The organism is Actinomadura macra NBRC 14102, assembly GCF_001552215.1.
Classification (GTDB): domain Bacteria; phylum Actinomycetota; class Actinomycetes; order Streptosporangiales; family Streptosporangiaceae; genus Spirillospora; species Spirillospora macra.
The window spans coordinates 1-24,602 of sequence record NZ_BCQT01000035.1 but is presented as its reverse complement, the minus strand read 5'-3'; the positions used below and the strand labels follow the sequence as shown (position 1 = coordinate 24,602).

Annotated in this window: 22 protein-coding genes; 10 read left to right on the top strand and 12 right to left on the bottom strand. The window is 68.5% G+C overall.

Annotated features, from left to right (window positions below; all coding sequences use genetic code 11):
- Window positions 1-31 precede the first annotated feature (31 nt).
- Window positions 32-643 (top strand): MFS transporter, encoded by a 612-nt coding sequence (locus tag AMA02S_RS43730; RefSeq protein WP_218005278.1) that lies wholly within the window; start codon window positions 32-34, stop codon window positions 641-643.
- The gene (locus AMA02S_RS43725) at window positions 619-1,407 is read left to right on the top strand and encodes an MFS transporter (protein WP_218005277.1); all 789 of its coding nucleotides are present in this window, start codon (window positions 619-621) and stop codon (window positions 1,405-1,407) included. Before AMA02S_RS43730 ends, AMA02S_RS43725 begins: the two co-directional genes overlap by 25 nt.
- 203 nt (window positions 1,408-1,610) lie before the next feature.
- Here AMA02S_RS43725 and AMA02S_RS38925 read toward each other — a convergent pair whose 3' ends face one another.
- On the bottom strand, window positions 1,611-2,636 hold the full coding sequence (locus tag AMA02S_RS38925; RefSeq protein WP_218005276.1) for a LysR family transcriptional regulator: 1,026 nt from the start codon (window positions 2,634-2,636) through the stop codon (window positions 1,611-1,613).
- On the opposite strand from AMA02S_RS38925, the gene AMA02S_RS38920 reads away from it, so the two are divergent.
- The 3 genes from AMA02S_RS38920 to rox all read left to right on the top strand — a co-directional run bounded on the left by AMA02S_RS38920 (window position 2,620) and on the right by rox (window position 6,769).
- Window positions 2,620-3,903 (top strand): MFS transporter, encoded by a 1,284-nt coding sequence (locus AMA02S_RS38920; RefSeq protein WP_067469949.1) that lies wholly within the window; start codon window positions 2,620-2,622, stop codon window positions 3,901-3,903. The two genes, AMA02S_RS38925 and AMA02S_RS38920, sit on opposite strands and share 17 nt — an antisense overlap.
- Window positions 3,904-3,999: 96 nt before the next feature.
- On the top strand, window positions 4,000-4,869 hold the full coding sequence (locus AMA02S_RS38915) for an alpha/beta fold hydrolase (RefSeq protein WP_067469894.1): 870 nt from the start codon (window positions 4,000-4,002) through the stop codon (window positions 4,867-4,869).
- 475 nt (window positions 4,870-5,344) lie between these two features.
- Window positions 5,345-6,769 carry a rifampin monooxygenase gene (gene rox, locus AMA02S_RS38910; RefSeq protein WP_218005281.1) on the top strand — a complete coding sequence of 475 codons (1,425 nt, stop codon included), beginning with the start codon at window positions 5,345-5,347 and terminating at the stop codon, window positions 6,767-6,769.
- On the opposite strand, the gene AMA02S_RS45330 is transcribed toward rox, so the two are convergent.
- From AMA02S_RS45330 to AMA02S_RS38895, 3 genes are all read right to left on the bottom strand, one after another.
- The gene (locus AMA02S_RS45330) at window positions 6,715-7,398 is read right to left on the bottom strand and encodes a hypothetical protein (RefSeq protein WP_218005275.1); all 684 of its coding nucleotides are present in this window, start codon (window positions 7,396-7,398) and stop codon (window positions 6,715-6,717) included. The two genes, rox and AMA02S_RS45330, sit on opposite strands and share 55 nt — an antisense overlap.
- A 299-nt stretch (window positions 7,399-7,697) precedes the next feature.
- Window positions 7,698-8,159 carry a response regulator transcription factor gene (locus AMA02S_RS38900; protein WP_067469885.1) on the bottom strand — a complete coding sequence of 154 codons (462 nt, stop codon included), beginning with the start codon at window positions 8,157-8,159 and terminating at the stop codon, window positions 7,698-7,700.
- A gap of 122 nt (window positions 8,160-8,281) precedes the next feature.
- Window positions 8,282-9,202 carry a serine protein kinase RIO gene (locus AMA02S_RS38895; RefSeq protein WP_067469882.1) on the bottom strand — a complete coding sequence of 307 codons (921 nt, stop codon included), beginning with the start codon at window positions 9,200-9,202 and terminating at the stop codon, window positions 8,282-8,284.
- A 542-nt stretch (window positions 9,203-9,744) separates the two neighbouring features.
- Here AMA02S_RS38895 and AMA02S_RS38890 point away from each other — a divergent pair.
- Together AMA02S_RS38890 and AMA02S_RS38885 are read left to right on the top strand one after the other, a co-directional pair.
- Window positions 9,745-11,187, top strand: a complete 1,443-nt coding sequence (locus AMA02S_RS38890; RefSeq protein ID WP_245668032.1) for an MFS transporter — start codon at window positions 9,745-9,747, stop codon at window positions 11,185-11,187.
- Window positions 11,184-11,684 carry a MarR family winged helix-turn-helix transcriptional regulator gene (locus AMA02S_RS38885; protein WP_084266052.1) on the top strand — a complete coding sequence of 167 codons (501 nt, stop codon included), beginning with the start codon at window positions 11,184-11,186 and terminating at the stop codon, window positions 11,682-11,684. The genes AMA02S_RS38890 and AMA02S_RS38885 overlap by 4 nt, the downstream gene beginning before the upstream one ends.
- On the opposite strand, the gene AMA02S_RS38880 is transcribed toward AMA02S_RS38885, so the two are convergent.
- Both AMA02S_RS38880 and AMA02S_RS38875 read right to left on the bottom strand, forming a co-directional pair.
- The gene (locus AMA02S_RS38880) at window positions 11,631-12,158 is read right to left on the bottom strand and encodes a dihydrofolate reductase family protein (protein WP_067469876.1); all 528 of its coding nucleotides are present in this window, start codon (window positions 12,156-12,158) and stop codon (window positions 11,631-11,633) included. The two genes, AMA02S_RS38885 and AMA02S_RS38880, sit on opposite strands and share 54 nt — an antisense overlap.
- A gap of 161 nt (window positions 12,159-12,319) precedes the next feature.
- A complete protein-coding gene (locus tag AMA02S_RS38875) occupies window positions 12,320-13,234 on the bottom strand; it encodes an aminoglycoside phosphotransferase family protein (protein ID WP_067469873.1) in 915 nt (304 codons plus the stop codon).
- A gap of 758 nt (window positions 13,235-13,992) precedes the next feature.
- On the opposite strand from AMA02S_RS38875, the gene AMA02S_RS38870 reads away from it, so the two are divergent.
- Window positions 13,993-15,204 carry a globin domain-containing protein gene (locus AMA02S_RS38870; protein ID WP_067469870.1) on the top strand — a complete coding sequence of 404 codons (1,212 nt, stop codon included), beginning with the start codon at window positions 13,993-13,995 and terminating at the stop codon, window positions 15,202-15,204.
- Window positions 15,205-15,357: 153 nt separating this feature from the next.
- Here AMA02S_RS38870 and AMA02S_RS38865 read toward each other — a convergent pair whose 3' ends face one another.
- From AMA02S_RS38865 to ppk2, 3 genes are all read right to left on the bottom strand, one after another.
- The gene (locus AMA02S_RS38865) at window positions 15,358-17,112 is read right to left on the bottom strand and encodes a SulP family inorganic anion transporter (protein ID WP_067469867.1); all 1,755 of its coding nucleotides are present in this window, start codon (window positions 17,110-17,112) and stop codon (window positions 15,358-15,360) included.
- Window positions 17,113-17,258: 146 nt separating this feature from the next.
- Entirely contained in the window at window positions 17,259-17,828 is a 570-nt protein-coding gene (locus tag AMA02S_RS38860; RefSeq protein WP_084266051.1) for a DoxX family membrane protein, read from the bottom strand.
- Window positions 17,829-18,214: 386 nt separating this feature from the next.
- Entirely contained in the window at window positions 18,215-19,027 is an 813-nt protein-coding gene (gene ppk2, locus AMA02S_RS38855; protein ID WP_067469864.1) for a polyphosphate kinase 2, read from the bottom strand.
- A gap of 407 nt (window positions 19,028-19,434) precedes the next feature.
- Here ppk2 and AMA02S_RS38850 point away from each other — a divergent pair, with 407 nt between their 5' ends.
- Window positions 19,435-20,256 carry a DUF6544 family protein gene (locus AMA02S_RS38850; RefSeq protein ID WP_157431136.1) on the top strand — a complete coding sequence of 274 codons (822 nt, stop codon included), beginning with the start codon at window positions 19,435-19,437 and terminating at the stop codon, window positions 20,254-20,256.
- 214 nt (window positions 20,257-20,470) lie between these two features.
- Window positions 20,471-20,875, top strand: a complete 405-nt coding sequence (locus tag AMA02S_RS38845; protein WP_067469858.1) for a pyridoxamine 5'-phosphate oxidase family protein — start codon at window positions 20,471-20,473, stop codon at window positions 20,873-20,875.
- Window positions 20,876-20,991: 116 nt separating this feature from the next.
- Here AMA02S_RS38845 and AMA02S_RS38840 read toward each other — a convergent pair whose 3' ends face one another.
- The 3 genes from AMA02S_RS38840 to AMA02S_RS38830 form a co-directional block, all read right to left on the bottom strand.
- Window positions 20,992-22,023, bottom strand: a complete 1,032-nt coding sequence (locus tag AMA02S_RS38840; RefSeq protein ID WP_067469855.1) for an Acg family FMN-binding oxidoreductase — start codon at window positions 22,021-22,023, stop codon at window positions 20,992-20,994.
- Between the two features lie 105 nt (window positions 22,024-22,128).
- Window positions 22,129-23,430 carry an MFS transporter gene (locus tag AMA02S_RS38835; RefSeq protein ID WP_067469853.1) on the bottom strand — a complete coding sequence of 434 codons (1,302 nt, stop codon included), beginning with the start codon at window positions 23,428-23,430 and terminating at the stop codon, window positions 22,129-22,131.
- A gap of 103 nt (window positions 23,431-23,533) precedes the next feature.
- Window positions 23,534-24,316, bottom strand: a complete 783-nt coding sequence (locus AMA02S_RS38830) for a nucleoside phosphorylase (protein WP_067469850.1) — start codon at window positions 24,314-24,316, stop codon at window positions 23,534-23,536.
- Window positions 24,317-24,602: the final 286 nt, after the last annotated feature.

Sequence of the window (24,602 nt, the reverse complement as noted above, 5' to 3'; positions counted from 1 at the left end):
CACAGTCGTTACACACCGCTCCAGTCGCCGGATGTGGGCAATCCTGGGGTTGGTTTTGCTTGCCGACGCCCTCGACGTCATCGACGCGACCATCACGAACATCGCCGCCCCCACCATCGCCCGCGATCTCCACGGCGGTGAGGGTCTGATCAAGTGGTTGGGAACGGCGTACATGCTCGCCATGGGCGTCCTGCTCGTGGTCGGCGGACGGCTGGGCGACAAGTTCGGCCAACGCAGGCTCTTCCTGATCGGCATCGGCGGATTCACCCTGGCCTCGGCGGTCGCCGGGCTCTCACCCGACCCGACCCTGCTCATCGCCGCCCGGGTTGCTCAGGGAGCGTTCGGGGCCCTGCTCATACCGCAGGGGATGGCGATCATGATGAAGGCGTTCGACCGCGACATGCTCGCCAAGGCGTTCGGGCTGTTCGGCCCGGTTCTCGGAGTCTCCAGCGTCGGCGGCCCGGTCCTGGCCGGATTCATCATCAGCGCCGACCTGTTCGGTCTGTCCTGGCGCCCGATCTTCCTCGCGAACCTCGTCCTTGGCGGCATCGGGCTGGTCATGGCCGCCAAGCTCCTGCCGCGTGACGACGACGGCGACCGGTCCACCGACGTCGACGGGTGGGGCTCGGCCTGCTGGCCGTGACCATGATCGGGCTGCTGTACGGCCTGATCGAGGGCTCGACCAACGGCTGGAGCGCCGTCCCCGCCGCCTCGATCCTCGCCGGCCTGCTGTTCTTCGCTGCCTTCGCCTACCGTCAGCGCACCGCAACCCACCCGCTCATCACGCCCACGCTGTTGCAGAACCGGGGTTTCACCTCCGGAATGCTCGTGGGCCTGTCCGTCTTCGCCGCCGGCACCGGCCTGATCTTCGTGCTGTCGCTGTTCCTGCAGGAGGGGCTGCACGCCAGCCCGCGGGACACCTCGCTCGGCCTGGTACCGCTCACCCTGGGACTCATCGCCGCGGGGTTCGCCGCCATGGGTGGACTGGTCGCCAAGCTCGGCCGCACCCTTGTCTTCCTCGGCCTCGCCGTCATGCTCGCCGGTTGCGGTTGGGTCCTGGCCCTCGTCGATCACTCCGGGACGAACCTCGGTCTCTGGGCGCTGGCCCCGGCGTTGTTCGTCACCGGCATCGGCGTCGGCCTGTGCTTCGCCACGATCCCTACCGTCGCTCTCGGTGACGCGAGCCCTGAGGAGGCCGGAAGTGCCAGCGGCTCGCTCAGCTCGATCCAGCAACTCGCTTCAGCGATCGGCTCGGCCGCGGTTGCCTCGATCTTCTTCCAGGCCGCAAACTCCGGATTGGACCAGGCGATGAAAGTCAGCCTCATCGTCGTTCTGGCCGTCACCGCCCTCAGCCTTCCGATCGTCGCTCTGATGCCCCGCAAGGCACCGGAAGAACCCGGCCACTGAGCAACCGGCCCGACGTTGCGAGGATGGAGGCCCGACGGTGGGCCGTCCAACCCCAGCGCCTGGATGACCCACCGCCAACCGCCATGCGATCGACCGGTGTGTGCCAGGGAATGACTCATTCCCTGGCACACACCAACACCTTCAGGAGGCTCGATAGCAAGCGACGAGCCCGACGACCTTGTCTCTGCCCAGCGAATACTTGGCTAGCTATGGTCCGCTGTGCGCGGCCGGGGCCGCTCGGTCAGGTCAGCCGAAACCTCCGCTGCGATCTCGGTCGCGATCTTGATCGCCTGTAGGGCCAACGGGGACTGGGAAGAGGTGGCCGGCCAGTGGAGGTAGATCCCGCGCGTCGGTGTCGGCCGCAATTCGTGGACGCTGAGCCGGTCGTCGGACCGGGCGTCGGATCCGTGGAGGGCGAGCCGCGGCAACACCGCCCATCCCAGCCCGGCTCGCACCATCGACAAGATCGTCTCGTTACCTGGGGAGCGGAAGACGATCCGCGGTCGAGCACCGGCATCGATGAGCGCCCGCTCCATCCACGCCTGGTCGCATGTTGGGTGGCAGCCCACCATCGGTCTGTCATCGAGCCGCTTCAGAGGTACCGGGCCGTCGGGAAAGTCGCCCGGCCGGGTCACCAGCAGGTAGGGATCGTCGAGCAGCCTGACGTGCTCGACGTCGCCGTCGACCTGCCGGTCGTAGAACAGCAGGTCCAGGTCGCCCATCTGTGGATCCTCGGGTACCTCGGAGAGCCTGATCTCGCAACCGGGGTGCTCGTCACGCAGTCGACGCACGACTGACGGCAGGATCACGTTGGACACGCTCTGGAACGTGCCTATGTCGATCCGACCGTCGCCGGCCTTGAACCGCTCGACGGCATCGGCCAGCGCCTCGGCCTTGGCCAGCAGGTCACGTCCATGTTCGAGGACCACGGCGCCGAGCGGCGTGATCCGTACCGGCCTCGGACCGCCCGGCCGCTCGAACACCGGGCCGCCGACGGACTTCTCCAGCGCGGCGATCTGCTGACTGATCGTCGATTGTGTGTACCCGAGCCGCGCGCCCGCCCGCCCGAACGTGCCCTCTTCGACGATGGCCGCCATCGTCGCCAGGTGCCGCAGTTCCACATCGACCACGAGTGAAGTATAGCTGATAGCGATCGCCTTGATCGAAAACAATCGCTTTTCTCGATGTGAACGCGGATCTAACGTCGTGGACATGACGACCCACGGCACGCAGGCACCCATCACGCTGGCGATCGAGCCCCGACGGCCTCAGGTGAGGCTGAGACGATCGAGCCTGGTGTGGGCGCTCACGGCGACTCACTTCGTGAGTCGGGCCGGAGGGGTGGCGCGGTCGTTCCTGGTGCTCTATCTGACCCAGGAGCGGGGACTCGCGCCGACAACGGCCGGGGCGGTGGTCGCGGCGGTCGGCGTCGGAGACATCGGATCGCAGCTGTTGGGCGGCTGGCTGGGCGACCGCATCGGTCGCCGCCACACCATGCTGCTCGGATTCCTGGGCACGGCCGTCGCGCTGGTCGCGCTCGGCTCGGCGGAAACGTTGCCGGCGATCTGTGCGGCGGCCCTCGGGGTCGGGCTGATGGCGGAGCTCTTCCGCCCGGTGGGATCGGCTGCCGTGGCGGACCTGCCTGCGCAGGAGCGGGTCCGTGCCTTTGGTCTGCTCTTCTGGGCGGCCAATCTCGGCTTCACGGTCTCGACAGTGGCCGCTGGGGCCCTGGCCCAGCAGGGGTACGGCATCCTGTTCTGGATCAATGCAGGGGCCTCGGTTCTGGCGGCGCTGATCGTGTGGCGGCACGTCCCCGAGACTCGTCCGTCGATACCGAAAGCGACCCGGCAGGCACTGCTACCAGCCCTCCTGCGCGATCCGCTGATGCTCGCCATGGTGGCGATCCACGTCGTCTACTTCACCACGTTCCTACAGTCGTTCTCGACTCTCCCGCTCATCATGGCCGGCGACGGTTACGGCCCGGGGATGTACGCTGCGGTGCTCGCCCTGAACGGGATCGTGATCGTCGTCGTCCAACCGATTGCGGTACGGCTGCTCGACGGTCGCGACACGGCCTCGGTTCTGGCGGTTTCGATGCTGCTGGTCGGCGTCGGCGGCGGACTCGGCGCTGTCGTGCACAACGGAGCCGGCCATGCCGGGGCGATATCGGTATGGACACTGGGCCAGATCGGCGTCTCCGTCATGTTCGGCGCCACCTTTGCCAACCTCGCGCCGGCCGACCTACGCGGCCGATACATGGGTGTCGCCTCAGCCACGTGGAGCCTAGGCGCCGTGCTGGGACCACTCCTTGGTACCGCGCTGCTCGACCACGCTGGACGAACCGCGTTGTGGGCGGCATGCTCGGCGACCGGGCTCGCGCTGTTCACCGCGCAGCGGGCAGTCGCCCCGGCACTGCGTCGCCGTACCTCCGCTCCGGCATACGACGTCCTTCCCACCGATGCGGCAAGGCTCACCCGGGCCAAGACAGCCGAATAACAGGTCATAACCATTCCTCTCCCGCAGGAATGGCGCGTTCGAGTCACGCACAGAAGCGCACGAAATCCCTTTCATGTATCTATCTGGAGGTAAGCGATGTCGACCAGTGAGCGGATTGTCAAGGCCAACGGCGTGGATCTGTGCGTGGAGTCGTTCGGCGACCCGGCCGATCCGGCCGTCCTGCTGATCCATGGAGCGGGCCACTCCTTGCTGGCGTGGGATGAGGCGTTCGTCGGCCGGCTGGTGGCCGGCGGTCGGCAGGTGATCCGGTATGACAGCAGGGACGCGGGCCGCTCGACCGGCTACCCGGCAGGGTCACCCGCGTACGGGCTCGGCGACCTGGTCTCCGACGCCGCCGCGCTGCTCGACGCGCTCGGGATCCCCGCCGCACACCTCGTCGGCATGTCGCAGGGTGCCGCGGTCGCCCAACTCATGGCCCTCGACCACGCCGGCCGGGTGGCCTCACTGACGCTCGCCTCCTCCACGCCTGGCGGTCCCGGTCACCACCACCCCGATCTGCCGGAGATGTCGCAGGAGATCCGGGACCTCTTCGCCAACGAGCCCGCCGAGCCCGACTGGTCCGACCGGGCCGCGGTCATCGACTATCTGGTCGAAGCCGAACGCCCCTTCGCCGCGCACTCCCGCCCGTTCGACACCGACGGCATGCGCGCGGCGGCCGAGCGCGTCGTCGACCGCTCCGCCGACATCGCCGCGCAGCTCACGAACCCGTACGTGATCGACGCGGGCGAGCCCTGGCGCGAGCGGCTCGGCCTCCTCAGCGCTCCCACGCTGGTGCTGCACGGCACCGAAGACCCGCTCTTCCCGATCGGCCACGGTCGCGCGCTCGCGGCGGAGATCCCCGGCGCCCGTTTCATCGCCCTGGACCAGACCGGCCACGAGGTCTTTCCCCGGCACCAATGGGACACGGTTGTCCCGGCGATCCTCGACCACACCGCAGGAAGCTGACATGATCGCCATCGCTCTCGCGTCGCCGCGCTCGCGCTGGTGCGAGCGGCGGCGCGGGTGCGATGTGACTCTCTGAGCGTCATCATCGCGCAGCTCGTCAGCCGGACCACTACGCCGGATCGCCCTGCAACCCCCAGGCCCGTTGGGTCCAAAAGCCGTGATCACGCGGCTGGGAAAGTATTGGACGGGGCGATACTCGAGCTTGTAGCTTGCAGGTGACCGTGACACCGCCCGAGGAGGTGAGCCCCATGAACGCTGTATCGATGTGGGTGCTCCTCCTTCCCGTCACGGCTGGGCGATTGACGTAGGTGTCGCCGGGAGCGCCTCGCCAACAAGGCACTCCCGAAAGGCAACACCTATGCACTCCCAGTTCACCGCTGAGCCGTCGTCGAACGATACGGTCGACCGCGACCCCACCGTGGGCGACGTCCCCGAACCCTGGTCACCGGCCTCCGGCGCGAATCGCGCGCCCCTCATGTTCGACGTGATCATCGCCGGGTGCGGGCCGACCGGTGCGATGCTGGCCGCCGAACTGCGGCTGCACGATGTGCGGGTACTCGTTCTGGAGAAGGAGACAGAGCCGGCGTCGTTCGTCCGCATAGTCGCCCTGCATATTCGCAGTCTCGAGCTGATGGCGATGCGCGGACTGCTGGACCGTATCCTCCAACACGGAAGACAGCGTCCGGCCGGCGGCTTCTTCGCCGCCATCACCAAGCCCGCACCCAAGGACCTGGATTCCGCACACGCCTATCTGCTGGGCATCCCGCAGCCGGTCATCAATCATCTGCTCGAAGAACACGCGACCGACCTGGGCGCGCAGATCCGGCATGGTTGCGCGGTCGCCGGTTTCGAGCAGGACGACGAGGGGGTGACCGTCGAGCTGGCCAACGGTGAACAGGTGCGTTCGCGCTATCTCATCGGCTGTGACGGCGGGCGCAGTACGGTACGGAAACTGCTCGGCGTCGGCTTCCTCGGCGAGCCCTCGCGGACCGAGACGCTGATGGGCGAGATGGAAGTGGGTGTGCCGCGGGATGAGATCGCCGCCAGGATGGCCGAGAACCACGAGACCCACAAGCGATTCTGGCTTCGCCCCTTCGGTGAAGGTGTCTACAGCGTCGTTGTCCCCGCCGCCGGAGTCGGTGACCGTGCGGAGCCGCCCAACCTCGAAGACTTCAAGCAGCAGTTGCGCGCCATCGCCGGAACCGATTTCGGGGTGCACTCCCCGCGCTGGCTGTCCCGCTTCGGGGATGCCACCCTGCTGGCCGAACGTTATCGAGTGGGGCGGGTGCTGCTGGCCGGCGATGCGGCGCACATCCACCCGCCCACCGGCGGTCAGGGCCTCAACCTGGGCGTTCAGGACGCATTCAACCTCGGCTGGAAACTGGCCGCACAGATCCGTGGCTGGGCGCCGGAAACACTGCTGGACACCTACCATGCCGAACGTCATCCGGTCGCCGAGAACGTGCTGGACAACACCCGCGCCCAGATGGAGCTGCTGTCCACCGAACCGGGCCCCCAGGCCGTGCGCAGGCTGCTCACCGAACTGATGGACTTCGACGAGGTGAACCGCCGTCTGATCGAGAAGATCACCGCGATCGACATCCGCTACGACTTCGGAGAAGGCCCCGACCTGCTCGGCCGCCGCCTGCGCGACATCGACGTGCAACAGGGCCACCTCTACGGTCTGCTGCATCGCGGCCGCGGCCTCCTGTTGGACCGCACCGAACGCCTGACCGCCGGCGACTGGTCAGATCGGGTCGATTGTCTCGCCGATCCGAATGCGCTACTGGATCTTCCGAGCGTCCTGCTACGCCCCGACGGCCACGTCGCCTGGATCGGCGACGATCAGCATGACCTGGACGACCACCTTTCCCGCTGGTTCGGCAAGGCTGTCAGCTGATTTCGCCCGAGCAGTTGAAAGGGACCTGAGGATGATCGGAAGGGCCAGTAGCGACTGACCATCGGAAGGCTGGAGACAGCATCAGCCGCGGTGCTCTGACGCCGGGGTCGGCCTGCGAGGAGGGTTTGGCCTCCGAGTAACGACCGGAAGAGGGCGGAAGAGCACCGCGGGGTGGAACGACGCAGGCTGAGAGCTGCTGGCTGAACGTCTCTGGAGGCGCCGGCGCAGCGGGGGGCAACGCCGGACGACCGACAGCGGCCGGGTGAGGCTGACTGTAGAAGCTCGTCAGGTTGCCGCCAAGGCTTCGGTGGGTGCCAGGCGGGCCGCGCGGACCGCACCGGGCCGATCCGTTCGATCATCGCGACCGACTCGTCGGGCAGCGTGGCCCGCTTGCCGAACGCCGTGTTGCCGGGTGACACGGTCAGCTGCCCGTCGCGCATCGGCACCTGCCGCGGCAGGTCGTCGGCGATCTCGCGGTCGTGCGTGATGACCAGGATCGTCGTACCCGCCTCGTTCAGCTCGCGCAGCAGCTCCATCACGCCGGCACCGGAGACCGAGTCGAGGTTTCCGGTCGGCTCGTCGGCGAGCAGCAGCGCCGGATCGCCCGCGACCGCACGGGCGATGGCCACCCGCTGGCGCTCGCCGCCGGAGAGCTGGTAGGCCGGTAGGCCGGTGCGTGAGCCGGCCGCCCAGGCCGACCCGCACCAGCGCTCGGAAGCGTGACGCGTGCCGTGGCGCTAGGGACGGAGACCTGCTGAGCGTGGACGACTCGACGTTCGTCCTCCTGTGTGAGACCAGAAGATAGGTGATGGTCAACAGAACGGCGCCGGAGAGCAGGAAGAGCGGTCCGTACAGAAGGGTGAGCCGCAGCCGGACCCGCATGCCGGAGATGTGGGACGTCAGGCCCACGAGACTTCCTCTTTTCAGCTCAGATCCGGTAGCCGGCCCGGGCCACGGTCTCGATGACGGGCGGCTCACCGAGCTTCGACCGCAGCCGGTTCATGGTGGCCCTGACCGTTGTCGTGAACGGATCCGTTGCCCGGTCCCATACCCGTTCCAGAAGTTCCTCGGCGGAGACCACCCGGCCCTGCGCGGCGAGCAGATGTTCCAGGACGGCCAGTTCCTTGGGGTTGAGAGTCAGTCGCGTCCCGGCCCGGGTGGCGACCCGCCTTACCGGATCCAGGGCCAGGTCACCGTGCACCAGGACGGGCGGCACGGCAGGCTGGGAACGCCTGCCGAGCGCCCGAATGCGCGCCACGAGCTCGGGATAGGCGAACGGCTTCGGCAGGTAGTCGTCCGCTCCGAGGGTGAGGCCCTGAACCTCACGCCGCAGAACCCGCGCCACCGAATCGGCGAGCCGCACCTGATCCTCGACCACCAGGACCCTCATCCGTCCCTCCCGACCGCCTGTGTCCGCCACCGATCCGGAACGCCAGCGTACGGGCGAGACGGTCACATGGCCGTCACAGCGATCCCGACGAACGCGCACAGGTGTGATGCGATCCCGCGCGATCAGAACACCATCGTGAGCAGGTCGGCGAACAGCTCGTGTTCGTCGATCTCAAGCCCGCGGCTCGTGAACCACGTGGCCATGTTGTGGCAGTCGCGCATCAGGAAGTCCATGCCCTTCGGGTTGCCGATGATGTCGACGACCTGGGGCAGGTCGATCATCACGATCCGCTCGGCCTGCGCGAGGACGTTGTACGGCGAGAGGTCGCCGTGCGCGAGCCCTGCGCGGGCCAGCTCACGCATGCCGTTGCGGAGTTGCTCGAAGTACACGCCGAGCGACTCCCTCGACGGCCGGACCTGGGCGAGCCGGGGCGCGGCACCCCCCTCGCCGTCGTCGATGAACTCCATCAGCAGCTCGGTGCCGTCCACCTGCACGGGATACGGCACCGGGACGCCGGCCTTCCACAACCGGTTGAGTGCGTCCCATTCGGCGTACGCCCACTGGCCGGCCGCGACATTACGGCCGTGCGCGGTCTTCTTCGCCATTGCCCGGCTGTCGCGGCTGTTGCGGGTACGGCGGCCTTCGACGTACGACGCACTGCGGTGGAAGGACCGGTGTTCCTCGGTGCGATACCGTTTCGCAGCCAGCAGCGAGGACTTCGCCGGATTGTCGCCGATGGCTTCTACGGCCCGTTCGAGCAGGAAGACGTCTGCTTCCTTGCCGGTTTTGAGAACGCCGAGCTCAGTATCGATCGCAGCCTGTTCCGTCACGACCCACGAAGGGCGTGGTTCCGGGCCGCGGGAGCCGCGCTCGACGTCCAGCCAGGTGGACCACCGCTGATCCGGGCCCAGCTTCTCGTCGACCGTATGGAACTCGAAGTCGAAGGCATCGGCCGGAGTTTGTCGAGGCTCGTCACCAGTGGAGTTGGACCGGCGGGAGTCGAGGTCAGAGTGAGGAACAGAGAGTTCGTACTCGGAAGACAACGGGTGTGCTCCTGAACAAAGGGGTGGGACTGATGCGGACATGCCGCAGCGCAGTGATGGCCATCCGTCAGCCCTCCTTAGTCCAGGCAGCGTTCGCCGCCACTCGATCGCCCCAGCATGCCTACCTGTTCCGGACCCCGCAACGCATTTAACAGTGCTGCGATCGTTCGGTCCGGCCCAGCTCCTGCATCGGCTTCGCCTCGGCGGATCAGCTCCGGCATGCCTGACCGCCGGCTCCGCGACGCGGAGAGTCTCCGGCGGGGCTTCGTCGTACGCCGGCGCGCCGGGGAACCACGCGAACCAGGTGTGCACCACCTCGTCCGCAACGGCAACTGCGGAGAGTTGTTCTGCAACCAAGCTCTTTCAAACACCCTGACTGGCTCGGGCAGACCGGACCGGATCATGGAGGTTCCGGAACTGACCGGCGATGTGCATCCCGGTCTGCTCCTGCTGCCCAGCGCGAGCAGTGCTTCGCCGGCGGCACCGCATGAATCGTTGGATTTTGATAGTTGTGTCACAACAATTGTTGTATACCAATGGTCGTGAGTCTTGCTGTCGAGTCGCCGCGCGCGCTGTCGTCAAGGGAGCGGACCGTCGTGCTGCTGACCTGCTGCCTGAGCGTGGTCGTGGCGGGGCTGGACACGACGATCGCCAATGTGGCGCTGCCCTCGATCCAGAAGGCACTGCACGCGCCGGTCAGTGGCCTGCAGTGGGTGGTCGACGCCTACACGCTGGTCATCGCGTGCCTGGTGATGTTCTCGGGTTCGGTGGCCGACCGGTTCGGTCGGCGCCGGGTGTTCCAGGTCGGGTTGGGGCTCTTCTCACTCGGTTCCCTGCTGTGCAGCCTTGCGCCCTCCCTGGGGGCCCTAATCGTCTTCCGCGCGCTGCAGGCGGTGGGCGGCTCGATGCTGAACCCGGTCGCGATGTCGATCATCGCGACGACCTTCACCGACCCCAAGGAACGCGCTCGCGCGGTGGGGGCGTGGGGAGCGGTGGCGGGTCTCGGCGGGGCGAGCGGTCCCGTCCTCGGCGGCCTGCTGGTCAGCGGCCTGGGGTGGCGCTCCATCTTCTGGGTCAACGTGCCGGTCGGCGCCCTGGCCATCTACCTGACCCGAAGATTCGTCCCCGAGTCCAGAGCAGCGCGCGGCAAGCGGTTCGACCCCCTCGGCCAACTGCTCGTCGTCACCGCCCTCGGCCCCGTCACCGCCGCCGTCATCGAGGGACCCCGGTACGGCTGGAGCTCGCCGTTGATCAGCGCGCTATTCGTCCTGGGCGCCGTCTCGGTGCTCGGATTGGTCGTGCACGAGTCCCGGCGTGCCGGGCCACTGGTGGACGTTCGGTTCTTCCGCAGCCCGGCGTTCTCGGGGGCGGCGGTCATCGCGTTGGTCGCCTTCATGGCCTTGGGCGGGTTCTTGTTCCTCAACACCCTCTACCTGCAGGACGTCCGCGGCTACAGCGCGCTGGGCGCGGGCCTGCTCACCATCCCGATGGCAGCCGCACTGGCGGCGTGCGCCATGGTCTCGGGGCGCATCGTGGCCGCCCGGGGCCCTAGGCTGGCGCTCGTGCTGGCCGGACTGCTGCTGGCTGCGGGAAGCGGCCTGCTCGTCCTCATCGGGCGCGACACCGGGGCCTGGTACCTCGTGCTCGCCTATCTGCTGTTCGGTGCCGGCTTCGGCCTGGTCGGCACCCCGATCACCAACACCGCCCTGTCAGGGATGCCACGCGACCAGGCCGGGGTCGCCGGAGCGATCGCCTCGACGTGCCGCCAGACCGGTGCCGTGATCGGCGTGGCGGTGTGCGGTTCGATCGTCGCGGGAGGGTCGGCCGGGTTCGTCGCATCGAGTCACACCGCCATGGCCGTGCTGGCCGGCAGCGGCATCGTGACCGTTCTGCTTGGCCTGATCTCGACCGGGCGGTGGGCCCGCGCCCAGGCCGGACGAAGCGGCCGGCAACTGAGTACACACACGGTGGAGGAGCCCCGTTGAACTCCGAGCTCACGAATTCCGAGCCGACGTACCCTGACCCGGTGGAGCCCGGCAGGACCAGCGCCGGCGGCGTTTCGGAGGCACCGTCCCTGGCGGCACAGGCCTGGGCGGAAATGCAGGCCTTCGTCACCGCCGAGGGCCGCCATCGGGCTCTGCGGGCCGAGATGGACCTCGGTCCGAAAAGGGCAGGGGTACTGATCAGACTCGCCCAGGGCCCGATGACACTGCGCGAGATCGCGGAAACCGCCGACGTCGACCCCTCTGCCGCCACCATCGCCGTGAACCAGCTCGAACGACGCGGACTCGTCCGGAGGGGTCCGCATCCCGACGATAACCGCCGCAAGCTCGTCCACCTCACCGACGCCGGACTGAAGGCGGCCGAGACGGCCCGAAGGTTCCTCACCGACCCGCCCTCGGCGCTTACCGCACTCGACGCGGACGACCTAGCCGGCCTTACCCGCATCCTCTCCACGTTGAACTCCTCCACATCCCGCTAAACAGCCGCCAATTCGGTCACCACGACCGCCGCGGGCGACTTCTCGCGCGGCGCCACCCGTCCGATCTCGTTCCACGCGTCCGAGACGAGGTGGTCTCCGGTCGCCTGCCTGCGGCGCGCCGATCAGGTTCTCCATCGCCGAGGCGACGTGCCGCGCCGTTGTCCGTGGCTTGGCCAGCAGGTGCGAGGCGATCAGGAAGTCCAGGACGTCCCGGGTGTCGTCGATCAAGCCGGCCTCGACCAGCGATCGGGCGAACCGTGCCCCGCCGCGGGCGAGCAGGTATCCGTCGGAGCACTCCTGCTTGAGCCGCGTGATGGCTTCGGCCAGGTTCCCGGCGGCGATCGTCGTCTCGCCCCAGCCGGCGGACGTGAGCGAGTTCGAGAACACGACTTCAGTACGAGTGAGGCCATGTGCTGTCTCCTTCCCGGAGGGTGAGACGAGCTGCTCGATCAGCTCGTCCTCGGAGGTGATCACTCACTCAGAGCGCCGGTTCCACCAAGGCTCATCGTTGCCCGGGTCGTCCAACGAACTTGCTGATCAGCCGTAGGGAGGTCACTGAGGGATGTCAGGCGAGCGGATGCCGGCATGGCTAGGACCTGTGCGACGGTCTTCTGGCGCGCGGGGAAACCGATCGATCAGCGATGAGGCGCGATGAGGCGTCGCAGTGCGGCGTGGGCTGGTGGGCCCCATGTGGGCTTGCCGCCGGGCCGACCGTGGACACCGGCATCTCCGATGAGGATGCCGGTGAGGGCACGGCCCACTGCCCAGCCGCGGGCGCGGCGCAGGGTCGCGGCGTCCGGAGCCGGGTGGTAGGCGGCATGGAAATGGTCGACGGTGTCGTCCGGCAACAGAGTCCAAGCGGCAGCGAGGTCACAGGCCGAATCGCCGGCGCAGAGGTCACCGAAATCGATCACGCCGCAGATGGTGCCGTCCGCGATGAGGACGTTGGCCGGATGCAGGTCGCCGTGGAGCCAGAGTGCTGGGCCGGCCCAGTCGGGCGCGGCGGCGGCGTCTTCCCAGACCGCGCGGACGGCGTCGGGGTCGGGGATGAGCCCCAGCTCGGTGGCCGATGCGAGCTGTTTGGCGAAACCCTCGGAATGGTCGGCCAGCCGCCCTCCGCGGCCCCGACCGGCGGGCGCCTGCTCGGGGGCAGGTTGGTGAAGTGCCGCCAGGAAGGCAGCCAGGGCGGTGGCCGCCTCCGCACCGCGTGTGATCGGGGCGCGGTCAGCAGGCGTCCCCGGCACCCACGTGGTGACGATCCAAGGTCGCGGAAACCGTGCCGAGGGCTCGCCGAGGCGTTGCGGAACGGGAACCGGCAACGGAAGGCGCGGGGCAAGTGCGGGCAGCCAGGTGTGCTCCTTGCGCAGCAGCGCGTCCGCGGACTGCGTCGCCCAGGGCAGTCGGACGGCGAGGTCGTCACCGAGCCGCCACAGCTGGTTGTCCCAGCCACGCGCGCCGAGCCTCACAGGGTGATCGGCCAGGTCGGGGTGCTGGTCGCGCAGCAGATCCCGCACCAAGTCCGCAGTGATCTCGATCTCGGCATGCGTCATGCGGAGCAACAGTAGTCCGATGGCAGCTGACCCCCGTGCCAGCTGCTGGAAGGGAGCGCCTCGTGAAAGGCGGAGCCGATCCAACTGCCACGAAACTCGGTCCGATCCACCTCGCCGACCGGTCGCCTGTAGCGCGATGTCGCCGAGGGATAGCCGCTTGCCGAGGCCGTGCGTGTCGGCCTCAGCGAAGGCCATCGCCAATGCGGCCAGGGACGCCGGGGAACCGTCCATGCCGACGACGACGGTTCGTGGCCCCTCCCCCGGTTACCGGGCATCGAGAAGTCCCACGTGTGGAGGACGGTCAGCGGCGAGTCTCGGGCTCTCACTCGGTGACACATCGGCGGGCTCGCAGCGTCGTGCTCCCCAGATGAGGAGGTACAAGAGGCATCAAATCCAGGACTTTGGTCCCTGACGTACCTGAGCGAGATCACCTGATTCTGGAGGCATGCAGCTCGACCGGAGCGGCCTGGAAATCCTGGACAAGGACGACTGCCGCCACCCTCTACGCGCCGTGATGCGGCGAATCGCCTTCACCCATCGGGCGCTGCCCCCCGTCCACCCAGATCTGACTTCAGCCGAGGCGACATCGTGACCATTGTGCCGTGGAGATCGAAGTTCACCACGTCCACTGCCGACTCGGTCGTCATGCCCTGAGCTCGAAGGTGCTCCCCTGCTCGCCGGTCCAGGCGAGCCCGTGCGAACCGGTCTGTTCCCCTCGCGCGCCGACGTCCGTTGGCGCGCTCGAAAGAAGGCAACTGATGCTCTCGTCCGACCATGCCGAGATCGTGCGGGCCACATTGCCCGCCGTCGCCGCCCACGGCACGCGCATCACCGGCGAGTTCTACGCCGCCATGTTCGCGGCGCACCCCGAATTGCGGAATCTGTTCAACCAGGGCAACCAGGCCAACGGCGAGCAGCGCCGGGCTCTTGCGGGCTCGGTGGTGGCATTCGCCGAGCACCTGGTGACGGCCGATTCCACCGTGCCGTTCCAGCAGATGCTCTCGCGTATCGCCCACAAACATGCCTCGCTCGGTGTCCGCCCCGAGCAGTACACGATCGTGGGCCGGTACCTGCTGGACGCGGTCGCCAAGGTTCTCGGCGACGCGGTGACGCCGGAGGTGCACGCGGCCTGGTCCGAGGTGTACTGGCTGTTCGCGACCCTGCTGGTCGCTGAGGAGGCCCGGCTCTACCAGGACGCCATGTGCGACCCCACCGCACCGTACCGGCCGTGGCGAGTCGTGGAGCGGCGAGATGAGGCGCAGGACACGATCTCGCTCGTGCTCGCACCGGCCGACGGCGGTGAGGTCCCCTCGCACCGCCCTGGCCAGTATGTCTCTGTCGCGGTGACGCTACCGGACGGTCTGCGCCAGTCACGCCAGTACACGTTGTCGCGGACCACGGATGACACGGTGCAGATCACGGTACGGCGGGTGCGTGGCGACGGCCGGACCCCCGACGGCGCCGTCTCGACATTCCTTGTCGCCCACGTCTCCACCGGAGACGGGCTGGAGCTCTCCGCGCCGTTCGGTGATGTGGTGATGGACGACGAGGAGTCCCCGCTCGTCCTCGTCAGTGCTGGTATCGGCATCACCCCCGCAGCCGCGATGATCGACCATCTGGCCGCCGTACGGCCGGGCCGCACCGTCCTCGCCGTCCACGCCGACCGGAGTCCCCGCACCCATGCGCTGCGGGATCAAGTCGCCGCCGCAGGGAGCAACATGGCCGACTTCCGACAGATGACCTGGTATGAGGAGCTGGACGGGGCCGCTCTGGAGGGCGACGCCGCGATGGTCCGTTCAGGGCGGATCGAGGTTGCCGCGCTACCGCTGCCGCCCAAGTCCCGCGTGTTCATGTGCGGACCGATCCCCTTCATGCGCGAGATCCGCCGCGGCCTGATCCGCGCCGGAGTCACGGACGAGCGCATCCATTACGAGGTCTTCGGCCCGGACCTGTGGAACGGGGGCGGCTGACTCACGCGGACCGCATGATCGCGCGTTCACCGTCCGGCGTCCCGGCACCGGTTCCAGTCCGCCGCGACCCTAGCCGGCAAAGGCTTCCAACACGGACCGGCCGTGATCACTCCTCGGACCGCGGCGGGACGGGACCGGCGAGGTCCGCCGTTCTCAATCACTAGGGCCTTCGGGCGGGTTCGGGTGCCGTGTATTGGGTCGGGGTGCACCGGCAACAGCGCGTTCGAAGGCTGTGACCGCCGTCGGGAGGGTGGGGAAGAGACGGTCGTTTCCGATCTTGTCGGCGAGGCCGTAGGTGCGGAGATCGTGGAGAAGGTCCTGTTTCACCCGGGCAAGGGCGAAGACGATGCCGCGGCTGGACAGTTCGGCACGAACCTCGTCCAGTGCCGCCAGGCCGGTGGAGTCCACTTCGATGATGGCCTCCACGTTGAGAACGAACCACACCGCGGGCCCGTGGTGGTCGACGGCGGCGAGGGCGCGGCGCTTGAAATCGTGGGCGTTGGCGAAGAACAGCGGCGAGTCGTAGCGGTAGATCACCAGGCCGTCGATGACCTCGGCGTCCGGGTAGTCGTCCACGTCGTGCATGCCCGCGACGCCCGGGACACGGCCGAGGACCGCGTCATGCGGCCGGGCCACGCGGGCGAGAAGGTCCAGGACCGAGAGGCCGACCGCGACGAGGATCCCGTACAGGATGTCGAACGCCAGTACGCCCGCGAGCGCCGCGACGGCCAGCGCCAGTTCGCTCTGGCGGAACGCGGCGAGCTTGCTGAATCCCGCGACGTCGACCAGCCGGACCGCCGCGTAGATAACGATCGCGCCGAGTGTCGGCATCGGGAATCGCGCCAGCAGCGGATGCAGGAACAGCAGGACGCACCCGAGGGTGGCCAAGGCGGCGAGTGAGTATGCCTGGGTGCGGGCACCGGATGCCACGGCGATCGCGGTCCGGCTGCCGCTGCTGCTCACCGGGAACCCGTGGAACAACCCGGCGCCGAGGTTCGCCGTCCCGAGCGCGAGGAGTTCCCGGTTCCCGTCGATCTCCTCCTTGCGTACCTCGCCGCGCTCGGCGAACGCCCGCGCGGTCAGGACGTTGTCGGTGTAGCCGACCAGAAGAACGCCCAAGGCGGGGAGCACCAGATCGCCCAGCTCGTACTGGGACGGCAACGCGAACCCGGGCAGGCCCGCGGGCACATCACCCACCACCTCGATGCCGGCGCTCTCCAATCCGAACAGCACGACGGCGGCGGTGCCGAGCAGCACCGCTAGCAACGGTCCCGGCCCGCGCGGAAACCGCCACTGCATCGCGAACAGGAACACCAGACTGACCGCGGCGAGCACCACGGTGCCGGCATGCACGTGGTCGAGAGAACGCAGGAACGAGACGATCTCACGCAGGGTGCCGTCTCCCTCCACGGGAACTCCCGTGGTCCTTTCGAGCTGGCCGACGATCATCACCACGGCGACGCCCGCCAGGTAGCCGACCAGGATCGGCTGCGACAGCAGGTCGGCCACGAACCCGAGCCGCAGGCACCAGGCTCCGATCGCCAGGACGCCGACGACCACGGCCAGCGCGGCGGCCAGTGTCGCGTACCGGCCCGGGTCTCCCCCTGCCAGCGGGGCGACCACCGTCGCCGTCATCAGCGCCGTCGTCGACTCGGGCCCCACCGACAGGCGCTGCGAGGAGCCCAAGAAGGCGTAGAGCACGATCGCGGGGAGCATCGCCCACAGTCCGGCGACCGGAGCAAGACCGGCCAGCCCCGCGTAGGCCATCACCTGCGGCACCAGATACGCCGCCACCGTGATCCCGGCCAGCACATCCCGGCGCCACCACGAGCGCTGATAGCCCCGCAGCCTGTCCAAGCCCGGGAACGCCCGACCGAGCACCTCCAGCGCCGCCGATACACGCCTCATCGCACCATCGCCCGCCTACCGACTCTTTCTTCCCGCCCCTGACGGCATCTGCGTCGCTGGACCGCATCGTCCCACCTGGACGATCGCACACGGACCGAAGCCAAGGGCGCTCACCGCGGTGAGCGCCCTTGACCTGGTGTGCTGGTTCACTTGAGGACGGGAACACGCTTCACCAGGCGGGTGTTCGCCCACCAGCGACCGAGTCCCAGGGTGTCGCCGGCGCTGACCAGCGCCAATCCGATGGCCAGGATCGCGTAGATGAGGTGGTCGTCCATGAACGGGTTGTTCTCGGGAGGAAGCACGGCCGACCACATCATGACCAGCAGCAGCGCACCGGCGGCTGCGGCGATCCGCATGCCGATGCCCAGCATCAGCGCCGCACCGATGCCCGCCAGGCCGAGCATGAACAACCAGTCGGCCCACACAGCCCCGGCCAGATCGTTGTAGAAATCGGCGAACACTCCCTTGGGTGCGTGCGCCAGGAAACCTTCGGTGGGGCTGCCGCCCTCGATCCATGCCTTCGCCGACGGGGTCTCGTGTCCCAGTCCGAACGTCTTGTCGAGGAACGCCCACACGAACACCCAGCCGAGCGCCAACCGGGCGACGGCCCAGACGTAGCGGGCGGCGGGCGACTCGGTCAGCGGTTTGGGCGTCACGATCTGCACCAGGGTTCGATGTCCGTGGCCGGTGTGCGTCTTGTGCTCAGAGACTGCCATCGCCGTCTCACCTTCCGTCGTATCGCCGGTGTTCTCACCCTTGAATCAACCGTGGGCAGTTCCCTGGCCGTAGATCCGTTCGGTGCACGAAAAGCGGGACGTAGGTCCCCACTCTCCGTGCCGTATGGGCTCTGACGAACCGTTCCGCCGACACGCTTTGACACTGCCGGCCTTCGACGCCGCACAGCCGGCCCGTCGGCGGATCGAGTTGCTGGAGAGGCGAGGCTGGAGCGGCTGGCCCAGGCTTGAGCGCGTGGGCCAGCCCCGCGTGCGGCCTGGGTAACGCAGAAAGACGCTCGATGCGGCGTTCCCGGTGAGGCGAGGTCAAGCCGAGACGATCAACGCGTTTCTCCTGTGGGAGCCGCCCTGACCTTTGCCGCACACCATCAGGGCATCAGCGTCGCAGCGTGGTCAGGTACATAGGACTGCATTTCTCGCGGCAATCGCTCATAGCCCTTCGACGGCGGACGGGGCGGGAAGTTGAGTGGCGGCCGCTGCACCTCGTAGTACGGGATGATCGACAGTAGGTGGGCGATCATATTGATCCGGGCCCGCCGCTTGTCGTCGCTCTCGATGACATGCCACGGCGCCTCGGGAATGTCGGTGTGGACGAGCATCTCGTCCTTGGCGCGGGAGTAGTCCTCCCAGCGGGCGATCGACTCCATGTCTATCGGCGACAGTTTCCAGCGCCGCATCGGATCGTCCGACCGGGATCGAAATCTGCGTTCCTGCTCGGCGTCGCTGACCGAGAACCAGTACTTCGCCAGCACGATTCCGTCCTCGACCAGCAGCCGTTCAAAGATCGGGCATTGGTGCAGAAAGCGCATGTACTCCTGCTTGGTGCAGTAGCCCATGACACGCTCGACACCGGCCCGGTTGTACCAACTCCGGTCGAACAGCACGATCTCCCCCGCCGCCGGCAGGTGCTGGACGTACCGTTGGAAGTACCATTCCGTGCGCTGCCGCTCGGTCGGTACGGGCAACGCGACAATGCGCGCCACGCGGGGGTTGAGGTACTCGGTGACCCTCTTGATAGTGCTCCCCTTGCCGGCGGCGTCCCGGCCTTCGAAGATCACAACGACCCGTGTGCCCTCCGTACGTACCCACTCTTGCAATTTCACCAACTCGGCCTGCAGCCTGAAGAGCTCTTTCTCGTAGACCTTTCGCGGCAACCGGTCCGCCTCGCCCCTAGCGCCCATCCCGGGCCTCCTCTACTGGGTGTGCACACCGCACTGCCCACATTACGGCGCACCTGTGCGGGAGGCGGTCACCGGACGCAGCAACACCACGTCGGGGGCGCGATCCGCGAGTTCGCCAAACCGCGGGGGACCACAAGGACGGGCCTGCCATGGCCGCACGTAGGCGGCTCTACCGGACGCGTGCCTGGCTCTGCTTCAGGACGTCCCCTTCGGCCGGATCGCCTGGGCGAAGGACGACGGCACCGTCGGAGTGCTTCCGATCAACGCCCGCCACCGCCGGGACCTCCGCTCCGACTTTCCCTGGTTTGGGACGTTCGTCCGTCTCGGTGGGGACCATCGACCGCCTGCCCGAGATCAGCCGCGGTGGTTTCCTCAAGGGAGATTGACGCGTCCCACAGGAGGTGCCGATGAGCACGCGACCCGCCCAGGGCCCTGCCGTGCCGGACGACCGGGCTCGATGGTTCGCCGAGCCGGCACCACGCCCAGCGGGTCCGGTGCGCCGCGACTGGGCGGACCTGGCCCTACCGACCGCGGCGCCGCGTCCGTTCGAGCCGGCCATGACCGGTGCTCTGCCCGCGCCCATCCGCCGCTGGCTGTGCCACGCCATCAGGCCCGGCAGCCCGCTGTACGGGGCCGCCCGGCTGCGCATGCACGGACGGATCCGGCTCGGCTCGTGGTGGCCGTTCAAGGCGACGCAGGTACTACGGCTGCCGGTCGGCTTCATCTGGGCGGCGAACGCACGCGTCGCCTGCCTGCCGGTGGGAGGCTTCGACCGCTACAGCGGCGGCGACGGGGAGATGCGCTGGAGGCTGCTGGGCGCGGTCCCCGTCCTGTCGGCCAGGGGGCCGGACATCACGCGTAGTGCCGCCGGACGGCTGGCGAGCGAATTCGTTCTCGTCCCGGCGGCGGCGCTGTCGGAGTCCGTGCGATGGGAGCCGGTGGACGACGAGCGTGCCATTGCCCACGTGACCATCGCCGGGCAGATCCATTCGGTCACACTCACGATTTCCGAGACCGGCGCTCTAAGCACGGTCACGCTTCCTCGCTGGGGCGACCCGAGTAAAGAGGGGTTCGGTGAATACCCCTTCGGTGTCGAGGTGCACCGGGAAGCGACATTCGGCGGTTACACCATTCCCTCCTTGGTCACCGCGGGGTGGTGGTACGGCACTGATCGGTTCTCTGAGGGCGAGTTCATCAGGTTCGTCGTAGACCGCTGCGAGCATTTCTGAGCCCCGCAGCGTCAGACCGAAGGCCGTCCCGTCTTGGACGCTGGGCGCCGCCGCATCAGCGGATGTCCTCATCGGCTCCGATGATTCGGTGACCGACACCGATCACGAGGCACGCCCACCTTCCAGCCCGAGGAACCTAGGACACCGAAACAGGGGCTTAAGCAGGGACCTTGGTCCCTAACGGCCACACCCCTTTCGGGGGAACCCTGAGGGTATGCATGTTGACCAGAGCGGCCTGGAGATCCTGGATTCCCGCCAATGCCAGGCCCTGCTCTCTCGGGCGACCATTGGTCGCATCGTCTTCACGGACCGCGCGTTGCCCGCGGTGCAGCCCGTCAATTACGTGCTGAACGACGGAGACGTGGTGATCCGTACCGCGCGCTGGTCCAGGCTGGCCCGTGCCGCCGCGAACACCGTCGTCGCCTTCGAGATCGATGACTTCGATGCCACCACCCGCACGGGCTGGTCGGTGGTCGTCGTCGGTCATGCCCGGCTCGTGACCGCCGACGACCACCGCGCCACCCTCCAGGATCTGCCGCTGCAGAGCTGGGCCCCCGGCGAACGCGATCACTTCATCACCATCAGCCCCGAACTGGTGTCCGGCCGCCGGATTCCTTAGGCAGACGCGCCATCGGGGGCGGCGGCCGGTTGACAGCACGCCCCGGCCCAGACCTGATCGCCAAAGCCGGCAGACGCACCGGGTCGGCGAACAGTACTGGGCGTGCCGCGCCTCCCTCAGGCTTCTTCGACCAGGACGTCTTGTAGCGGACGGCGGACGCTGGTCAACTCCTGGCTGTCGGGTACCCCGAGCCGAAGCAGGAGTTGCGGATGAGCGTCGCCGCAGAAGTGGGTCCGGATGAAGGCCCGCAGCTCGGGCACCTGAAGCGCCTGGGTGTGATAAGCCACGGAGAAGCCCTGCTCAGCAGCTCGCAGTAGGACTGCCTGGAGCGCCTGGCCCGCCCGCAGCCAGTCAGCGGGAGCGTCGCCGGTGGTCACCAGCAAGACCACGACACCGGTCAGCGACACTTCATCGCCGCCCGACCCGTCCGTGTCCTGCGGTGGCTTGACGCCCCATCCCTGGCCCCGAGCGAAGTCTCGCGGGGGGAAGTGCGGCTGGGTGCACGAAGCATGCTGAGGGTAGGAGCCGTGCTGGACACCGTCCCTGCGGCGCGTGCCGGGGGAAGGCGCCCATCGCGCGATCTCGGTCGCGTAGGCAGGGGTACGGCGCTGGATGTGCTCGGCGGCGCCCGTCAGCGCGGCCAGCGCCCCCTTCACATGCGCGTCGACCGCTTGGATCAGCCGGCCGCCCTCTCGCTCCGCCTCGTGCCGGATCGCCGTCAGCACCGAGGCCGGGACGGGGTCGGGCCGAAAGCCGCCACGGTGGCTGCGGCGCCGCCGCACCTGCGCGTGCAGCCGTCGGGCGTGCTCGTCCGCGGGCTCGCCGGCGCCGATCTCGACCTCGGCCAGTAGGTGCGGCCGATCAGGATCGGGAAGCAGGGTGACCTCCGGTTCGTGGCCCAGCGCCCTCAGCCCGAGCCGCAGGTTGTACAGTGCGGCGCCGCAGCTGAGGAGCATCTCCCGTCCGTCGGGGTCGGCGACATCCAGGCGTCGGTCGGCGTCGGCGCGCAGGCTGATGCGCGTACCCCGCACACCGAAGCGCCAAGGCTGGGTGTTGTGCACCGACGGCGCCCAGACCGCGTCTTCCACGGCGCGGCGCGCATCGTCCGCCACCTGCTCGGGTGAGCTGGTCCTGTGTGGTGTTCGCATGGTCTGTCCTCCCGGCTCCTCGCTTCCAGCGAACCGCCCCACCCTGCGCGCACGACAGGGCCGAAGGTCCGTTCCTCCCGGGACGTGCGGGAATCGGGTGACGGCCTAGGACTCCCCGTGCGGAACGCCCTGCTGGCATGGCCGGCGCTCAAGGGCGATGCCCCCGGTGCCTGACTCCCCCGCGAAGCGCGACCTTCCGGCGCTGAAGGACAGAACCGCCTGGACGACGCAGATCCCCACAAGAAGCGACACCGGTGTGGACCAGGATCCGGTGGCGTCTCGGAGCACCCCGACGGTGAACGGGCCGAGTGCGGCGAGGAGGTAGCCGATGCTCTGCGCCATCGCCGACAGAGCGGCCGTGTCCGTCGCGGTGCGGGTGCGCATGCTGAACAGCGCCAGGGTCAGTGGGAACACTCCGCCGCCGATGCCGATCAGCACCGCCCAGAGCCACGGGAGCGACGCCGGGTGGAACAGCAGACCGAGCAGGCCCACGATCTGGATGGCGGTCATCCCCGCACCGAGGCCCCCCTGCCGTCGTAGGCGTGCCGCCAGGATCGGGACGACGAAGTACACCGGCACGCCGACCAGGAGCGCGACGGCCAGGAGCGTGCCGGCCTCGTCCGGTGTGAAGCCGGCGTCGATATAGATGGTCGGCAGCCAGGCCATCACGACGAAGGCGAGCACCGACTGCGTCGCGAAGAGCAAGGTGACCGCCCAGGCGACCGGACTGCGCATCATGGACGTCTTCAGCGCGCGGGGTTCGGCCGGGGGTGTGCCCCGGCGTACCTGCGGCAGCCAGACCACGAGGGTGGCTGCCGCGAGAACGGACCAGGCGGCAAGGCCACCCCGCCAGCCGCCGAGGACCCTGCCGACCGGCACGGTCGCGGCGGCGCCGATCGCGGCTCCGGCGGACATGGCGGCGCTGTAGGCCCCGGTCACCTCGCCGATGCGCCCCGGAAACTCGATCTTGACGATCACCGGGATCAGCACGTTCCCCGCCGCGATACCGGCGCAGGCGACGAAGGTGCCGGCGAGCAGAGTGATCTCACCGCCGCCGACACGGATCAGCAGGCCGATCAGAAGCAGCCCGAGAGCGAGGGCGAGCCCGACCATCGCGCCCACGCGGCGGATGAGCCAGGGCATCCCCAGCGCGACGCCGCCGAAGCACACCACCGGCAGGGTCGCCGCGGTGGCAGCGGCGAAAGTGGACATCGCGAGATCGGCACGGGCCTGGTCGAGTACGGCGCCGAGGCTGGTCACCGCGACGCGGAGGTTCGCGGCGACCAGGACGACGGCGACCAGGACCGCCAGCGGTCGTCGCAACGCGCCGTGCGCGTGTGACGCCCTGGCGGCCTGGTCGTCCGTGTCGGACGACCCCCCGTCCTCCTCCAGGTGAGAGCGATTCATGGTCACGTCGCGTCCCGCTCGCCGAGGTCGTTCGGCGCCCCGCGGAACGCGGCGTGCACCCGCGCGCCCTGGTGACCCCCGACGGATCGGTCGTCCGAGTCCATCACGCCCCGAGGGCCGGGGGCGTGATCGCGACGGGGCTCGCGTCCGTGGCGATGATCGTGCGCACCGCGTCGACGGCGGTGGTGAAGAGCGGCTCGGCGGAGGGGGCGTCGCCGGTGTCGATGGCGTCCTGGCTCCACATCATCACGACGCTGCCGGTCCGTACGTTGAGCACGGTGCCGACGATGAACACTGCGGCGGTTTCCATCTCTGAGCAGATGGCGCCGCCGCGGCGCCAGGTCTCGAACCGCTGGTTCAGCGTGGCAGCCATCGGCATCCGGTCGGGTTCTGTCTCGCCGTAGTAGGAGTCCTTGGTGTGCGCGGGCCCGCATCTGTACGTCGCGCCCGCGCGCTCGGCGGCCTGCCGCAGCGCGAGAACCAGGTCGATGGTCGCGGTCGCCGGGAACTCGATCGGCAGGTACTGCTTGGTGGTCCCCTCGTCGCGGATCGCGGCGGTGAGGATGGCCAGTTCACCGTTGGCGGTGTCGGGCTGCATCGAGCCCGACACACCGACCCGGATCATCGTGTCGACCCCGAGCGCGGCCAGTTCCTCCACGGCCAGGGCGGTGGACGGTGCGCCCACGCCGGTGGAGGTCACGACGACCGTCTCGCCGCCTACCTTGCCGCGCCAGGTCTCGAACTCGCGGTTTCGGGTGACGAACTCCGGTTCGTCCAGGAGCGCGGCGAGCGAGGCCACCTGCTCAGGGGTGTTGGGCAGCAGGGCGTACCGACCCACATCCCTGGCGCTGATGTGGAGATGGTGGGCCAGTTTGTCGCTGTTCATCCTCTTCCTTCCATCCGTCAGATGCGACCATACAGTGTCATAACCATCCCACGTTCGTCACTATTGACATACGCGGACAAGACGCCTACGGTTCCGGCAACGGTCCTGGTGATGGGGAGGTAAGGGTGCGGCATGCGTCGGGGATGGAGTCTGCGCTTTTGGCGTTCATGAGTGTGCAGGAGGGTCCGGTGGGGGCGCGGGCTGCGGCTCGGCATCTGCGGGGTTTGGGGTTTGAGCTCAGTGAGTCGACTGTGAGCCGGTTGCTTAATGATCTGGATGGGCGGGC

Bases quoted from the DNA above. Each gene is read 5' to 3' on its own strand.
- AMA02S_RS43730 (WP_218005278.1), top strand. From the start codon at position 32: ATGTGGGCAATCCTGGGGTTGGTTTTGCTTGCCGACGCCCTCGACGTC.
- AMA02S_RS38920 (WP_067469949.1), top strand. From the start codon at position 2,620: ATGACGACCCACGGCACGCAGGCACCCATCACGCTGGCGATCGAGCCC.
- AMA02S_RS38915 (WP_067469894.1), top strand. From the start codon at position 4,000: ATGTCGACCAGTGAGCGGATTGTCAAGGCCAACGGCGTGGATCTGTGC.
- rox (WP_218005281.1), top strand. From the start codon at position 5,345: ATGTTCGACGTGATCATCGCCGGGTGCGGGCCGACCGGTGCGATGCTG.
- AMA02S_RS38900 (WP_067469885.1), bottom strand. From the start codon at position 8,159: ATGAGGGTCCTGGTGGTCGAGGATCAGGTGCGGCTCGCCGATTCGGTG.
- AMA02S_RS38875 (WP_067469873.1), bottom strand. From the start codon at position 13,234: ATGACGCATGCCGAGATCGAGATCACTGCGGACTTGGTGCGGGATCTG.
- AMA02S_RS38870 (WP_067469870.1), top strand. From the start codon at position 13,993: ATGCTCTCGTCCGACCATGCCGAGATCGTGCGGGCCACATTGCCCGCC.
- AMA02S_RS38865 (WP_067469867.1), bottom strand. From the start codon at position 17,112: ATGAGGCGTGTATCGGCGGCGCTGGAGGTGCTCGGTCGGGCGTTCCCG.
- AMA02S_RS38860 (WP_084266051.1), bottom strand. From the start codon at position 17,828: ATGGCAGTCTCTGAGCACAAGACGCACACCGGCCACGGACATCGAACC.
- ppk2 (WP_067469864.1), bottom strand. From the start codon at position 19,027: ATGGGCGCTAGGGGCGAGGCGGACCGGTTGCCGCGAAAGGTCTACGAG.
- AMA02S_RS38850 (WP_157431136.1), top strand. From the start codon at position 19,435: ATGAGCACGCGACCCGCCCAGGGCCCTGCCGTGCCGGACGACCGGGCT.
- AMA02S_RS38845 (WP_067469858.1), top strand. From the start codon at position 20,471: ATGCATGTTGACCAGAGCGGCCTGGAGATCCTGGATTCCCGCCAATGC.
- AMA02S_RS38840 (WP_067469855.1), bottom strand. From the start codon at position 22,023: ATGCGAACACCACACAGGACCAGCTCACCCGAGCAGGTGGCGGACGAT.
- AMA02S_RS38835 (WP_067469853.1), bottom strand. From the start codon at position 23,430: ATGAATCGCTCTCACCTGGAGGAGGACGGGGGGTCGTCCGACACGGAC.
- AMA02S_RS38830 (WP_067469850.1), bottom strand. From the start codon at position 24,316: ATGAACAGCGACAAACTGGCCCACCATCTCCACATCAGCGCCAGGGAT.